The organism is Mesorhizobium sp. B1-1-5, assembly GCF_006443065.1.
Lineage (GTDB): Bacteria > Pseudomonadota > Alphaproteobacteria > Rhizobiales > Rhizobiaceae > Mesorhizobium.
Genome location: NZ_VFWS01000033.1, coordinates 1 through 15,425 on the forward strand (window position 1 = coordinate 1; position 15,425 = coordinate 15,425).

The 15,425-nt window shown below is 63.8% G+C and carries 8 protein-coding genes; 4 read left to right on the plus strand and 4 right to left on the minus strand.

What is annotated here, in order from left to right:
* Positions 1–125: 125 nt before the first annotated feature.
* Positions 126–2,495 carry an aminomethyltransferase family protein gene (locus FJ980_RS13355; RefSeq protein ID WP_140543357.1) on the plus strand — a complete coding sequence of 790 codons (2,370 nt, stop codon included), beginning with the start codon at positions 126–128 and terminating at the stop codon, positions 2,493–2,495.
* 240 nt (positions 2,496–2,735) lie between these two features.
* Positions 2,736–4,445 (plus strand): APC family permease, encoded by a 1,710-nt coding sequence (locus FJ980_RS13360; protein WP_140543359.1) that lies wholly within the window; start codon positions 2,736–2,738, stop codon positions 4,443–4,445.
* 288 nt (positions 4,446–4,733) lie between these two features.
* Here the strand turns inward: FJ980_RS13360 and FJ980_RS13365 are convergent, their stop codons facing one another.
* The 4 genes from FJ980_RS13365 to FJ980_RS13380 form a co-directional block, all read right to left on the minus strand.
* The gene (locus FJ980_RS13365) at positions 4,734–7,886 is read right to left on the minus strand and encodes an efflux RND transporter permease subunit (RefSeq protein WP_140543361.1); all 3,153 of its coding nucleotides are present in this window, start codon (positions 7,884–7,886) and stop codon (positions 4,734–4,736) included.
* Positions 7,887–8,199: 313 nt separating this feature from the next.
* Complete coding sequence (locus FJ980_RS13370) at positions 8,200–9,363, minus strand: efflux RND transporter periplasmic adaptor subunit (protein ID WP_140543363.1); 1,164 nt, start codon at positions 9,361–9,363, stop codon at positions 8,200–8,202.
* Positions 9,364–9,416: 53 nt separating this feature from the next.
* Positions 9,417–10,022 (minus strand): TetR family transcriptional regulator, encoded by a 606-nt coding sequence (locus FJ980_RS13375; RefSeq protein WP_140543365.1) that lies wholly within the window; start codon positions 10,020–10,022, stop codon positions 9,417–9,419.
* 438 nt (positions 10,023–10,460) lie between these two features.
* Entirely contained in the window at positions 10,461–12,101 is a 1,641-nt protein-coding gene (locus FJ980_RS13380) for an acyl-CoA synthetase (RefSeq protein ID WP_140543367.1), read from the minus strand.
* A gap of 204 nt (positions 12,102–12,305) precedes the next feature.
* Here FJ980_RS13380 and FJ980_RS13385 point away from each other — a divergent pair, with 204 nt between their 5' ends.
* Both FJ980_RS13385 and FJ980_RS13390 read left to right on the plus strand, forming a co-directional pair.
* Positions 12,306–13,271 carry a sugar-binding transcriptional regulator gene (locus FJ980_RS13385; protein ID WP_140543369.1) on the plus strand — a complete coding sequence of 322 codons (966 nt, stop codon included), beginning with the start codon at positions 12,306–12,308 and terminating at the stop codon, positions 13,269–13,271.
* 83 nt (positions 13,272–13,354) lie between these two features.
* Positions 13,355–15,409, plus strand: a complete 2,055-nt coding sequence (locus tag FJ980_RS13390; protein WP_140543371.1) for a bifunctional aldolase/short-chain dehydrogenase — start codon at positions 13,355–13,357, stop codon at positions 15,407–15,409.
* Positions 15,410–15,425: the final 16 nt, after the last annotated feature.

Genomic DNA, 15,425 nt, shown 5'->3' on the forward strand with positions numbered 1-15,425 from the left:
CCACCTTCTCCCACAAGGGGAGAAGGGAAGCCGGTGCTTGCCAAACGCATTCCCCCTGCTATTCTCTCAGCGAAAATAATTTTACACACAGGCAAACTTGTTTCTCGCTCGGAGGAGGGTTTTAGATGAGCCAGTCGCCCTACCCCGCCGTCCTGTCCGGACCGCCCAAGCCGAGCCTGATCCTTAGGCCCGGCCAGATCAGCCTGCCGCCGGGAACGGAGCGATATACCGTCCAGGGCAATGGTGCGGCGCTGATCGACGTCGAGGCCGGTGACAGCGTCAGCGTGAGCAATGTCGAGGGCGGCCAGCCCTGTGAGCTGCTGGCCTGGGACAAGTCCGGCATCACCGACCCCGGCATTTTTAGCGAACGATCGAACAGTAACGCCGCCGGCATCAAGGCGCTGCTCGCCGAAGACGACGACGGCCTTGCGGCGCTGCGCCTCAGCCTCGAGCGGCGGCAGGTGCAACTCGACCAGCCGAAGGCCGTGCGTGTGTTCGGCGGCGCCACGCCCGCCGGCACGGAGCAGAGCTTTGCCATCCAGCGCGGGGGCGCGCTGCTGATCGCGGCGCCCGGCGGGCCGATGCTGGTCGACGGCCACAACACCGCGACGCCGCTTACCGTCCTGGTGCGGCGCGCCACGATCCGCCTGAAGAACAGGTCGCAGCTTCCCGATCCGCTTGCCGATCCCGTGCTTGATCTTCGGGTGAAGTCGGCGACCGCAGAGGCCTATTTCGTCAAGGCCGGCGACTATCTGCAGATCATCGATGTCGATGGCCGGCAATGCACCGACTTCCAGTGTTTTTCCGCGCGCAAGCTGGACAAGGGCCGCGACCTGCCGCTCGACGTGACGACGACCCGCACGCTGATGGGTTCGGCCTATCCGATGCCCGGCTTGCATTCGAAATATTACGATCAGGACATGGAGCCGCTGGTCGAGGTGGTGCAGGACACATGCGGCCGGCACGACGCCTTCGCGCTCGCCTGCGCCGCCAAATATTACGACGACATCGGCTATCCCGGACACACAAATTGCTCGGAGAATTTCAACAAGGCGCTCTCGGACAACGGTGTGACGCCCCGCCCCGGCTGGATGGCGATCAACTTCTTCTTCAACACGGCGATCGATGCGCATGGCGTGATGGTGTCGGACGAGCCGTGGTCGCGGCCGGGCGACTATGTGCTCTTGCGCGCCCTGACCGACATCGTCTGCGTCTCCTCGGCCTGCCCGGACGACACCACGCCCGCCAATGGCTGGGATCTCACCGACATCCATGTGCGCGCCTATTCAGGCCAGCACAAATTCTCGCGAGCGATCGCCAGACGCATGAAGCCCGACTCGGAACCGAAAATGACCCGCGAGACAGCCTTTCATTCGAGCTTTGCCAAGCACACGCGCGACTTCGTCGAATATCGCGGCTATTGGCTCGCCAATTCCTTCGCCAAGGAAGGCCCCATCGCCGAATACTGGGCCTGCCGGCAGGCCGCGGTGATCATGGACCTGTCGCCGCTGCGCAAGTTCGAGGTCACCGGTCCGGATGCCGAAGCGCTGCTGCAATACACGCTGACCCGCGACGTCAAGAAGCTCGGGGTCGGCCAGGTCGTCTACACGGCGATGTGTTATGAGCATGGCGGCATGATCGACGACGGGACGTTGCTCAGGCTCGGCAAGGATAATTTTCGCTGGGTCGGCGGCGACGATCTTTCCGGCGAATGGCTCCGCGAGACGGCGAAAAAACTCGGCCTCAACGTGCTGGTGCGCTCCTCCACCGACCAGATGCACAACATCGCCGTGCAAGGTCCGAAGAGCCGCGACATCTTGAACGAAGTCGTTTGGACCTCGCCAGTGCAGCCCTCGATCAGCGAGCTCGAATGGTTCCGCTTCGCCGTCGCGCGCATCGGCGGCGGCAATGGCGTGCCTGTCGTGGTCTCGCGCACCGGCTATACCGGCGAGCTCGGTTACGAGATCTGGTGCCATCCGCGCGACGCCGAAAAAGTGTTCGACGCCGTCTGGGAGGCCGGCCAGCCGCACGGGCTGAAGCCGATGGGCCTGCAGGCGCTCGATATGGTGCGCATCGAGGCGGGACTGATCTTCGCCGGCTACGAATTCTCCGACCAGACCGATCCGTTCGAGGCCGGCATCGGCTTCACCGTGCCGCTCAAGACCAAGGCCGAAGACTTCATCGGCCGCGACGCGCTGATCCGGCGCAAGGAGCATCCGCAACACAAGCTCGTCGGCCTCGACATCGATGCCAATGTCGCCGTCGGCCATGGCGACTGCGTCCATGTCGGCCGCGCCCAGATCGGCGTCGTCACCTCCGGCATGCGCTCGCCGGTGCTCGGCAAGACTATCGCGCTGGCACGGCTCGACGTTACCCATGCCGAGATCGGCACGGAGGTCGAGATCGGCAAGCTCGACGGCCACGCCAAGCGGCTGCCGGCGCGTGTCGTGGCCTTCGCCCATTACGATCCGCAGAAAACCAAGCCACGTTCCTGATAGCGGCAACCCTTGCCTTCTTCCCTTGTGGGAGTAGGCAAGCGCCTGTTTCGCAAGTGCGATGTGCATGACATCCACAAAACGCTTGACGCGAAAGCGCGCCGGATCAATCTTCACTCTTAAGAAAAAAATACGACTGAGTGGAAACACGACAGGCCGACGCCGATTTGCCGGGGAGCAAGCTTCGCAAGAGCCGAAGCATCGCTGGCGGGGAACAACAAAAAGGGGAAGACACAAGATATGAGCACGATAAGCACGGCCCTCGAGCAGCCTGTCGAAAGCAAGCTGCTCAGGCATATCGACTGGCGCGGCGCCTTCTGGGTGGCAAGCGGCGTTCCAGCGCTGGTCCTGTTCTCGATCGGCGGCATTGCCGGCACGACCGGAACACTGGCCTTCCTGATCTGGACGGTGTCCATGATCATGGGTTTCCTGCAATCCTTCACCTATGCCGAAATCGCCGGCCTGTTCCCGAACAAGTCCGGCGGTGCCTCGATCTATGGCGCCACGGCATGGCTGCGCTATTCCAAGTTCATCGCGCCGCTATCGGTGTGGTGCAACTGGTTCGCCTGGTCGCCGGTGCTGTCGCTCGGCTGCTCGATCGCCGCCGCCTACATCCTCAACGCACTGGCGCCGATCCCGGCCTTCACCGAGACGTCGCCGGAAGTCGTCGCCTACATCGCCGCGCATGCCGGAACGGCGCCTGCCGACGCCATCGCCGCGGTGGCGGCTGCCGCCACGCCCGCGATCCGCACCTGGTCGCTGTTCAGCCATACGCTGGGTCCAGTGTCCTTCACCTTCAACGCCACCTTCTTCATCGGCGCGGTGCTGATGCTGATCATCTTCGCGATCCAGCATCGCGGCATCCTCGGCACGGCCAATGTGCAGAAATATATCGGCCTTCTGGTCATCATCCCGATGCTGATCGTCGGCGTCGTGCCGATCTTCACCGGCCAGATCGACTGGGCGAATTTCTCGCCGCTGGTGCCGTTGGCGACCGCCTACGCGCCCGACCCGGGTTCATGGAACATCGCCGGCTGGACGCTGGTGCTGGGCGGCATGTTCATCGCGGCATGGTCGACATACGGCTTCGAGACGGCCGTCTGCTACACGTCGGAGTTCAAGAACCCCGGCACCGACACGTTCAAGGCGATCTTCTATTCCGGCCTGCTCTGCATGCTGCTGTTCATCCTGGTGCCGTTCACCTTCCAGGGCGTGCTCGGCCTGAACGGCATGCTGGCGACACCGATCGTCGACGGCTCGGGCGTCGCCGACGCGCTGGCCGGCATGGTCGGCGGCGGCAAGCTGATCCACAGCCTGCTGGTCATGCTGATGATCCTGGCCCTGGTGCTCTGCATCATGACGGCGATGGCCGGTTCCTCGCGCACGCTCTACCAGGGTTCGGTCGATGGCTGGCTGCCGCGCTATCTCAGCCACGTCAACGAGCATGGCGCGCCGACGCGGGCGATGTGGACCGACCTCTGCTTCAACCTGATCGTGCTGGCGATCGCCTCTGCAGACGCGACGAGCTTCTTCTTCATCCTCGCCGTGTCGAATTGCGGCTACATCATCTTCAACTTCCTCAACCTCAATGCCGGCTGGATCCATCGCATCGACAACGGCCATATCAACCGTCCCTGGAAGGCGCCGACCTGGCTGCTCGGCATCGGCGCGATCTTCGCCTATGTGAACGCCATCTTCATGGGCGCCGGCGCCAAGGTGTGGAACCCGATGGCGCTGTGGGCCGGCCTGATCACCGCTGCCTTGATCATTCCGGTGTTCTGCTTCCGCCACTACATCCAGGACAAGGGCAAGTTCCCCGAACATATGCTGGCAGACCTCGGCATGGCGGGGGCCGACCTCTCGGTCAAGAAGGCGGGCATGCTGCCTTACCTGACGCTGATCGCCGGCGTGGCGGTGATGCTGATCGCCAACTGGGTGTTCGTCATCTGACACGGCAGCCTGAAGACAGACGGGCGCGCCTCGGCGCGCCCGTTCTTTTTTTGCCGATCGCCTCGATCTCGGCATCAAACCGGCCTTTCGGACCGCCTCGCTTGCAAAGAGCCGATCTTCTGGACGCTTCGGGCCGAGATTCTCGCGCAGCGTCGAACCTTCATCCGCGTTGCTGAAAAGCAATTCTGTTTTGCCGAAATCTTGCCCCAGCCCCCGCGGACCTTTGATGCAGATCATCCGCCACCGGCTTTCACCGATGGCGGATGATGCAGGTTGCCACGTCTATTTCTATTCCGCAGCCAAGGCCAGCTGCGGTCTTTCGATGCCTTCGACCTTCTCCGGCTCGGGTGCCTGCTCGTCGGCCTTGGCCTTCTTCGGCGCGCGTCCGAAGAACAGGGCGTAGCCGGCCGGCAGCACCAGGATGGTGAGCACGGTGGCAACGAGGATACCGCCCATCATGGCGTAGGCCAGCGGCCCCCAGAAGACGCCGCGCGAGATCGGGATCAGCGCCAGGACGGCGGTCAGCGCGGTCAGCATGATCGGCCGGAAGCGGCGCACGGCTGCACCCACGATCGCTTCCGATCGCTCCATGCCGGCGGCGATATCCTGGTCTATCTGGTCGACCAGGATGATCGAGTTGCGCATGATGATGCCGAGCAGCGCGATGACGCCGAGGATGGCGACGAAGCCGAACGGCGCGCCGCTGATCAGCAGCGCCGCGGCGGCGCCGATGATGCCGAGCGGACCGGTGGCCAGCACCAGCATCGACTTACCGAAATGCTGCAGCTGGACCATCAGGAGCACGACGATGACGGCGAGCATGATCGGCGCCTTGGCGGCGATCGAGGCCTGGCTTTCGGCCGAGTCCTCGGCACCGCCCTGGATCTCGACCTTGTAGCCGGGAGCGAGGCCGGCGCGCAGGTCCTTCATGTCGTTGTACATCTTGGTGACGACGTCGTTCGACTGCACCCCATCCGGCAGCGTGGCGCGCACGCTGATCGTCGGCAGGCGATCGCGCCGCCATTCGACGCCCTGCTCCATCACCGGCACGACCTTGGCCACTTGCGAGAGCGGCACCGAGCCGCCGAAGTCGGTCGGGATATAGACCGAGTCGACTGAAGAGAGCAGGTGACGGGTCGCCTCCGGCTCGCGGGCGACGATCGAGACCGTCTCCTCGCCGTCGCGGAAGTCGTCAAGCGGCGCGCCGGACATGGTGGCCTGCAGCATCTGGCGGATGCGCTGCGAGGTGACGCCAAGCGCCCGGGCTCGATCCTGGTCGATCACCAGCTTCATCGCCGGCACCGGTTCCAGCCAGTCGTCATGGATGGCGCCGAGCAGCGGATTGGCCTGGAATCTCGCCTTCACCTCGTCGGCGATACGGCGCACCTCCTTGCGGTCCGGGCCCATGACGCGCATCTGCACCGGCCAGCCGGTCGGCGGACCGAGGAAGAGGCGGTCGACCTTGCCACGGATCGAGGGGAAGTCCTGCGCCAGGATCTTGCGCATCTTGACGATCAGCCGCTCGCGCGCCGGCTCGTCCTTGGCCATGACCAGCAGCTGGGCGAAATTCGGGTTACGGAGCTGCTGGTCGAGCGGCAGGAAGAAGCGCGGCGCGCCTTCGCCGATATAGGTGGCGATGAAGCGCTTGTCCGGATCGCCCGCCATCTTGCCCTCAAACGACCTGGCCTGGTTTTCGACATCCTTGATCGAGGTGCCTTCCGGCAGCCACAGGTCGACCAGGATTTCCGGGCGCGAGGATTGCGGGAAGAAGTTCTGCGGGATGAACTGGAAGGCCCACAGGCTGGTGGCGAAGGTAACCAGCGTCATCACCAGAACGATGATGCGGTGGCGCACGGCCCAGGTGACCGTGGCGCGCAGCCGGCGATAGAAGCCGGTGTCGAACACGTCGTGATGGGTGCCGGCATGCTTGCGCTGCTTGAGGATCATGTAGCCCAGCCACGGCGTGAAATAGACCGCGACGAACCACGACACGACCAGCGCGATGCCGACGACGTAGAACAGCGTGCGCACATATTCGCCGGCGGTGGAGGCGGCGAAGCCGACCGGGATGAAGCCGGCCGTGGTGATCAGCGTGCCGGTCAGCATCGGGAAGGCGGTCGAGGTGTAGGCGAAGCTCGCTGCCTCGATCTTGACCAGCCCCTCCTCCAGCTTTCGCTCCATCATCTCGACGACGATCATGGCGTCGTCGACCAAAAGACCGAGAGCAATGATGAGCGCGCCGAGCGAGATGCGCTGCAGGTCGATGCCGATCTCGTACATGATGGCGAAGGTGGCGGCCAAGACGAGCGGGATGGCGATGGCGATCACCAGGCCCGAGCGCCAACCGATCGACAGCAGCGAGACTGCAAGCACGATCAGCAGCGCCTCGCCGAGCGCCTCCATGAACTCGCTCACCGCGTCCTTGACGACCTGGGGCTGGTCGGAGATCTGATCGACCGACACGCCGTACGGCAGCCCTGCCTCAAAGCGCTGATAGGTCGCCTCGACATCCGTGCCGACGTCCCTGACATTAAAACCCTTGGCCATGACGACGCCGAGCTGGACGCTCTGATGGCCGTTGAAGAGGTATTTGTTGTCGTAAGGATCCTGGAGGCCGGAAGAGACCGTGGCGATGTCGCCGAGGCGCGTCACCTGGTTGCCGGAGCGCAGCCTCAGCTCGCGGATATCCGCGGCCTTGGTGACGTCGCCCTCGACCGAGATGCGCACCGAGCGCAGGCCGGTGTCGACCGAGCCCGCCGGATCCACGGCATTCTGCCCTTTCACGGCGTTCTGCAGGTCAAGGATGGTCAGGCCGCGCTCGGCCAGCGCCTTGGACGAGACGTCGATATAGATCTTCTCCGGCTGGTCGCCGATGATGACGGCCTTCTCGACGCCCGGCGTCGTCAACAGCATGTCGCGCGCCTGGATGGCGAACTTCTTCAGCTCCGGATAGGTGAAGCCGTCGCCGCTGATCGAATGCAGCGTGATGAAGGTGTCGCCGAACTCGTCGTTGAAATAGGGGCCGAGCAGGCCCTGGGGCAATTCATTGGAGATGTCGCCGACCTTCTTGCGCACCTGGTAGAAGGCGTCCTTCACTTCATCGGTGTTGGTGTCGCCCTTGACCTGCAAGGTGATGATGGCGCTGCCGGCGCGGGTGTAGGAACGGACGAAATCGAGATGCGGCGTTTCCTGCAGCTTGCGCTCGATCTTGTTGACGACCTGATCCTCCATGTCCTGGATCGAGGCGCCGGGCCAGATCGCCTGCACCACCATGACGCGGAAGGTGAAGTCGGGGTCTTCCTTCTGGCCCATGCGCATCAGGCCGAGCGCGCCGGCAAGGATGATCAGCCCGAACAGGAATCGCGCGATGCTTGGATGTCCGATCGCCCAACGCGAAAGATTGAAGGGCCGCTTTTCAGTGCTGCTGTCGCTGGTGGTCATGGCATACTTCCAGTCCAATTGATCGGCAAGGCACGCTCGCTCGGCATGCCGCTTCCAGTTCGGTGGGCTTCCGGGCGGCGAGACCCCTCAAGCGGAGAGAGACTCGCAAATCGCGCTTGACGCGGCACTGCTGCGGGGGAGCCAACATGCCGGCATCTCACGATCGGGGCGTTCGCCGCCCGGAACCCATGCTTTCCCCGGCTCGCGGCGCAGGCAGCGAGAGCGGGAAAGGCGTTCGTTACGCCTGACTTCAGGTTTTAGTTCGATGCATGTCGTTGTCCCAAAACCGCTTCGCACTTTTGGGCGACAAGCATCAGTGCAGGCTGCTGGTGGTCGCGACGTCGTCCTCCGCCGAGGCGGATTGCTGAGCGTCGCTTGCAAGCTTGACCTTCAGGTTCTCGGTCATGAACTGTGTGCCGGCCGCCACCACGACGTCGCCCTGTTTAAGGCCGTCCGCCACGGCGACACCGTCGGCAGTGAAATTGGCGACTTTGATCGGGCGCGGATGGACTGTGTCGGAGGCGCGGTCGACCGTCCAGACGATCTGCTTGCCATCCTTCTCGGTCATCGCGGTCAGCGGGATCGACACGAGCTGCGCCTTGCTGCCGACGGTTGCCTCGACATTGGCCGTCATGCCGAGCAGCACGCGCGGATCGTTGGGCAGCGAAACCCGGACAGCGAAGGTACGCGACTGCGGATCGGCGCTTCCGGCGACCTCGCGGACCTTGCCGTCAAGCGTCAGCCCTTCGTCCGACCAGAAGCTCGCCTTGACTTCCTTGCCGGGCTTGAACCCTGCAATATCCATCTCCGGCACCGCGATCGAAACTTCCTTCTCGCCGTCCACCGCGACCGTCATGACCGGCGTGCCGGCGCCGACCACCTGGCCGACATCGGCGGAGATGGCGGTGACGATGCCGGCCTGGCTGGCCTTGAGATCGGTGTAATGGACCTGGTTCTGCGCCTGGGCCAGCGTCGAGCGGGCGGCATCGCGCGTCGCCACAGCCTGGTCGTAGGCCAGCCGCGCCTGATCGAGCTGCGACTTCGGCGCGAAGTTCTTGGCATAGAGCTGCTCGGCGCGCTTTCTGGCGAGATCGACGGTCTCGACCTGGCGTTCGGCGGCGTCGAGGCTGGCCTGCGCGCTCTTCACCGACAGCTCGTAGTCAGACGGGTCGACGCGGGCGAGCACGTCGCCTTCATTCACATGCTGGCCGATATCGACCAGACGCTCGGTAACCTTGCCGGCGATGCGGAAGCCGAGATTCATCTCGGTGCGGGCGCGCACCGAACCGGAGTAGTCGAGCTGGCGAGTGGTCCGCGCCTCGCCGATCTCGACCACCTTGACCGGCCGGACGACTTCCTGAACGACCTCGGCCTTTTCCTGGCTGCAGCCGGCAAGGGCAAGCGCGGCGACGACGATGCCGATGGCGGGGAGGCCGGCGGCCGGCAGCCTGCGGAGGATGGAACTGGGCAAAGACACTTTAGCACTCCCGAACTGGAGATGATCTGTCGACCGCACGCGGCGGACGGCTTCTATTTCAAGGCTCTGATGGCGTAGTCGATAAGTTCGTCGGGCATTGCCCGGTTGGTCTTGGCAAGGCACTGCGCCACCATCTGCGGGTGGCACAGAATGACGGTGGCGGCGCCGAAGCAGCGCGCGGCGGTTTCAGGATCCTGCTGCCTGAACTCGCCTGCCTCGATGCCCTCGCGGATCACCTCGGCGAACAGGTCGTGGATACTGTTGACGTGCTTGTCGATGACGGACCAGTCGCGCTCCAGCGCGACGATGACCATCTCATGCACCTTCTGCTCGTCCAGCATGGTCTCGAGCGTCATCTTGTACTGGGCATGAATATAGCGGCTCAGTCGCTCCTCGGCGCTGATCGGGAGGTGCATGATCTCGTAGGCCATGTTGTAGCTGGCGCCGAGCATGCGGCCGCAGACGGCCTGGTGGATTTCGACCTTGGAGGCAAAGAAGCGGTAGATGTTGGCGGGCGACATGCCGAGCTCGCGAGCGATGTCGGCAACATTGGTCTTGCCGTAGCCATAGTGGCGGAACAGGCGCTCGGCGCAGTCGAGAATGCGGGTCACATTCTCCTGTCTGGCGGGGTCTGCCACGATGTTGGCGGCTTCTGACATAGCGCTTTCGTTTTGATGAGTGACGAATTTCAATTTTCATCAGTCGTAAAACGAAAGCGGCGAGGAGTCAACGCGAAATCGACGTACGCGTATAATTTGGTGACAGGTGGTGACAGGAACAAGCATGCGATGAGCGATGTTGGCGGTTGCATACTGCGGCTGTGACGTCGTCATCCACGGGCGGAGCAAGGAGCGAAGCGACGCGCGCAGACCCGAGGATCCATTCCGCGGCATTTGCCGAAGAACGAAGCCGGCTCAACAAGTTACGCTGATATCCGCCTAACATTCGCTGACGGCTATTGTCGACCCGTTGGAGCACGGCCGCATGGTCACGGAATGGATCCTAGGGTTTCCGCGACGTCGCTTCGCGACTGCTCCACCCTAGGATGACGACCTCACTGGTGCCGGCGAAAATTGTCGGAGTCCTGGGGGCTGCGCTCACACCCCCTTCGCCATCTCCCGTAGCCGGAACTTCTGGATCTTCCCCGTCGACGTCTTCGGGATTTCGGCAAACACCACCGCCTTCGGCACCTTGAAGCGCGCCAGCAGCCCTCGGCAGTGCTCGATGATCTCGGCCTCGGTCGCGCTCTTGCCGGGCTTCAGCTCGACATAGGCGACCGGGACCTCGCCCCATTTGTCGTCCGCGCGGGCAACCACACCGCACGAGGCAACCGACGGATGCCTGTAGAGAGCGTCCTCGACCTCGATGGACGAGATGTTCTCGCCGCCCGAGATGATGATGTCCTTCGAGCGGTCCTTCAACTGGATATAGCCGTCCGGATGCATGACGCCGAGGTCGCCGGAATGGAACCAGCCGCCGGCGAAGGCCTCGTCGGTCGCCTTGCGGTTCTTCAGATAGCCCTTCATGACGATGTTGCCGCGGAACATGACCTCGCCGATGGTCCCGCCGTCGGCCGGCGTCTCCATCATCGTACTGGGATCCATCACCGCAAGACCTTCGAGCGCGGCATAGCGCACGCCCTGGCGCGCTTTCTTCTGCGTCCTCGGTCCCTTCTCCAGCGCGTCCCACTCATAGTGCCATTCGTTGACGACGGCCGGCCCGTAGGTTTCGGTCAACCCATAGAGATGGGTGACGGCAAAGCCGGCATCGGCCATGCCGGACAGCACGGCCTCCGGCGGGGGCGCTGCGGCGGTGTTGAAGGTCACGGTCTGCGCGAACTGCCGCTTGTCCTCGTCCTTGGCATTGATCAGCACCGACATGACGATCGGCGCGCCGCACAGATGCGTGACGCCGTGGTCGGCGATGGCGTCGTATATCGGCTTCGCCCGCACCCAGCGCAGGCAGACATGGGTGCCGGCCTGCACGGCCAAAGTCCAGGGAAAGCACCAGCCGTTGCAATGGAACATCGGCAGCGTCCACAGATAGACTGCGTGCTTGGCCATGCCGGCATGGATGGTGTTGGTATAGGCCATAAGCGCCGCGCCGCGATGGTGATAGACGACGCCCTTCGGATTGCCCGTGGTGCCGGAGGTGTAGTTGAGCGAGATGGCGTCCCACTCGTCATCGGGCATCGACCAGGCGAAAGCCTCGTCGCCGGCGGCGACGAACTCCTCGTAATCAGCTGAGCCGATCCGTTCGCCCTTCGGATAGGGCGCGTCGGCGGCATAGTCCGGATCGTCATAGTCGATGACCAACGGCTTCACCTTGGCCAAGGCCAGCGCTTCCTTGACGACGCCCGAGAACTCGCAGTCGACGATCAGCACCTTGCTGTCGGCATGGTCGAGCTGGAACGCGATGACGGCGGCATCGAGGCGGGTGTTCAGCGAATGCAGAACCGCCTTGGTCATCGGCGCGCCGAAATGCGCTTCCAGCATCGGCGGCGTGTTGGACAGCATCACTGTCACCGTATCGCCTTTGCCGATGCCGTGCTTCGCGAGCGCCGAGGCAAGCTTCAGCGAGCGACGCCAGAAATCCCGGTAGGTGATGCGCTGGCGGCCATGGATGATGGCGACATGGTCGGGATAGGTCTTGGCCGCGCGCTCGAGATAGGTGAGCGGCGTCAGCGGCTGGTGATTGGCGGCGTTCCTGTCGAGATCCTGTTCGTAGGGATTGGCCATCCCATTCTCCCCGATGATCTTTTCGAACTTTCTAACCTTAGGGCCGCCGTCACGCTATCCCCCCTTCGTGGCTGAAAATGCTATGCTGCGCCGGCTTGGTGGAATGGCGATCCGGATTGCGCCGCACCGCTAGGCGATCGCCGCTCACGCATGCAAATTTGACTTTTGTCGAGAGCCGTGACTAATGTCAGCCGAGGAGGCGGCATGGCGATCAGACCGGCAGAACAGCTCATCCACAAGGCCGCCTGGCTTTACTATGCGCATGGCCTGCGTCAGGACGAAGTGGCGAGCCAGCTCAACATTTCTCGCGCCTCGGTCGCCATGTATCTGCGCAAGGCGCGCGAGACCGGCATCGTCAACATCTCGACCTCGACCCAGCTCTTCACCGACGACGTCATGGCGCGCAAGGTTGAAGACGCCTTCGGGCTCGACGCCGTCTGGATCGCGCCGGAAAATGCTTACCTTGCCGATCCCTCGACCGATATCGCCGTGTTGGCGGCGAGCGTCTTTCTCGAGCTGGTGAAAAAAGGCGACCGCATTGGCGTCGCCTGGGGCCGCACCGTCTACACCATCGCCGACATCATGTCCTATGCCGACCTGCAGGACGTCACCGTCGTGCAGCTCTGCGGCAACCTCGGCGCGCCCTATTCCTACCGGCCCGACCAGTGCACGATGGAGATCGCGCGACGGCTGAATGCCAAGGGCCTCAACTTCTACGCCCCGCTGGTTCTGTCGACGGAAGGCCTGGCGCAAGGTTTGCGCGCCGAGCCGGTGATCCGCGACCAGCTGGCCGGCATCGCCGATTGCGATCTGGCGCTTTATTCGGTGGGCGCGGTCGACGCCGACAGCCATCTGGTGAAATGCGGCGCGCTGTCGCCGGCCGAGATGGAAGCGTTGCGCAGCCAAGGTGCCGCCGGCGTCATCGCCGGGCAGATCATCGACACCAGGGGCGAAGTGCTCGACTGCAGCTACAACAGGCGCGTCATTTCCGCCGAGCTCGCCTCGCTACGCGCCATCGAGAAGCGACTGATGGTGGTGCAGGAAGACACCAAGTTCGAGCCGCTGCTTGCGGCCATCGCCGGCGGGCTGTGCACGCATCTGGTGGTCGGCGCGCATATGGCCGAGCGCCTGCTCCAGCACGCCGGCGCGGCAACGAAAAAGGCCTCGTAGAAAACCACCTTCGCCGCTTCTGTCATCACGACGTCGCGGCCTTCTGTTCATGAGCAAGAAAAGACGGAATCGGACGGATCGACATGCAGAACCTTTGGAATGACGCCGACGCGGAAAAGATGGTTGCCGACTATGCCAGGAAGGGCGTCGGCCGCGACCTTGCGCTGCGCGTCTACACGACCCGACTGCTCGGCGGCGAGCCGCGCCTGGTGCTGCATGGCGGCGGCAACACCTCGTGCAAGACCAAAGCCACCGATCTGGTCGGCGACGAATGGGACGTGCTCTGCGTCAAGGGCAGCGGCTGGGACATGGCCGTCATCGAGCCGCAGGGCCTGCCAGCGGTGAAGATGGGCGCGCTGCTCAAGGCGCGCTCTCTGGACAAGCTCTCCGACGAGGACATGGTGGCCCTGCAGCGCTCCAACCTCATAGATCCGTCCTCGCCCAACCCGTCGGTCGAAACGCTGCTGCATGCCTTCCTGCCGCACAAGTTCGTCGACCACACGCATTCGACGGCGATCCTCGCCATCGTCGACCAGGAAGACAGCAAGCCGCTGATCAAGACCGTGTTCGGCGACAAGATGGGTTACGTGCCCTACATCAAGCCGGGCTTCGACCTCGCCAAGGCCGCGGCGGAAGTCTTCGACGCCGACCACAAAGTCGAGGGCCTCATCCTCGACAAGCACGGCATCTTCACCTTCGGCGACGATGCCAAGCAGGCCTATGACCGCATGATCCACTATGTGACCATGGCCGAGGACTATGTCGCCAGGAACGGCAAGCCGCAGCCGGCCAAGGCAGCGCTGCCGGCGAAGCTTGCCAAGCCCAGCGACATCGCGCCGACATTGCGCGGTGCCGTTGCCGTGGCGCGCGGCGAAGGCCGCTTCGACCGCATGATCAGCGACTTCCGCACCTCGGACGCGATCGTCGACTTCATCAACACCGCCAAGATCGCCGAGCTGGCCGGGCGCGGGGTGTCGACGCCGGACCTGTCGATCCGCATCAAGACCGGGCCGATGGCGGTACCGGCGCCCGACGTGGACAAGCCCGGCGACTATAAGGCTGCCATCCGCAGCCATGTCGATGCCTTCGTCAAGGACTACACCGCCTATTTCGAGACCAATGACGCGCTGGACGACGTCAAGCGCACCATGCTCGACCCGATGCCGCGCCTGACTCTGGTGCCGGGCCTCGGCATGTTCGGCCATGGCCGCACGCTGAAGGACGCCAAGATCGCGTCGGATGTCGGCGAGATGTGGATCGAGGCGGTGCGTGGCGCGGAAGCCATCGGCAATTTCCATCCGCTCTCCAAGGCCGACCTCTTCCCGCTCGAATACTGGTCGCTCGAGCAGGCCAAGCTCGCTTCGAACAAGCCGAAGCCGCTGACCGGCCAGGTGGTGCTGATCACCGGCGGCGCCGGCGCCATCGGCGCCGCGACGGCAAAGCTGTTCGCGGCCAATGGCGCGCATGCTGTGATTGTCGACCTCGATCCCGCCAAGGCCGCGGAAGCGGCGGAGGCGGCCGGCAACAACTCGATCGGCGTCGGCGCCGACATCACCAAGCCTGACGAGATGCGCGCCGCCTTCGACAAGGCGGTCGCCATCTATGGCGGCGTCGATATCCTGGTCTCGAATGCGGGTGCAGCCTGGGAAGGCCGCATCGGCGAATTGGACGATGCCACGCTGCGCAAGAGCTTCGAACTCAATTTCTTCGCCCACCAGTCAGCGGCGCAGAACGCGGTGCGCATCATGCTGGAACAAGGCACCGGCGGCGTGCTCCTCTTCAACACCTCCAAGCAGGCGATCAATCCCGGCCCGAAATTCGGCGCATATGGCATCCCGAAAGCCGCGACATTGTTCCTGTCGCGGCAATATGCGCTTGACTACGGCGCGTATGGCATCCGTTCCAATGCGGTCAATGCCGATCGCATCCGCTCGGGTCTCTTGACCGACGCGATGATCGCCAGCCGTTCCGGCGCGCGCGGCGTGTCGGAAAAGGAATACATGTCCGGCAATCTGCTCGGGCAGGAAGTGACGGCCGACGACGTCGCCCAGGCTTTCCTGCATCAGGCGCTGGCCGAGCGCACCACGGCGAATGTGACGACGGTGGACGGCGGCAACATCGCGGCAGCCCTGCGCTAATGCCAGTCCTGTAAAA

What these genes read in the sequence shown, in the direction of transcription:
- FJ980_RS13355 (WP_140543357.1), top strand. Translation starts at nt 126, where the DNA reads ATGAGCCAGTCGCCCTACCCCGCCGTCCTGTCCGGACCGCCCAAGCCG.
- FJ980_RS13360 (WP_140543359.1), top strand. Translation starts at nt 2,736, where the DNA reads ATGAGCACGATAAGCACGGCCCTCGAGCAGCCTGTCGAAAGCAAGCTG.
- FJ980_RS13365 (WP_140543361.1), bottom strand. Translation starts at nt 7,886, where the DNA reads ATGACCACCAGCGACAGCAGCACTGAAAAGCGGCCCTTCAATCTTTCG.
- FJ980_RS13375 (WP_140543365.1), bottom strand. Translation starts at nt 10,022, where the DNA reads ATGTCAGAAGCCGCCAACATCGTGGCAGACCCCGCCAGACAGGAGAAT.
- FJ980_RS13380 (WP_140543367.1), bottom strand. Translation starts at nt 12,101, where the DNA reads ATGGCCAATCCCTACGAACAGGATCTCGACAGGAACGCCGCCAATCAC.
- FJ980_RS13385 (WP_140543369.1), top strand. Translation starts at nt 12,306, where the DNA reads ATGGCGATCAGACCGGCAGAACAGCTCATCCACAAGGCCGCCTGGCTT.
- FJ980_RS13390 (WP_140543371.1), top strand. Translation starts at nt 13,355, where the DNA reads ATGCAGAACCTTTGGAATGACGCCGACGCGGAAAAGATGGTTGCCGAC.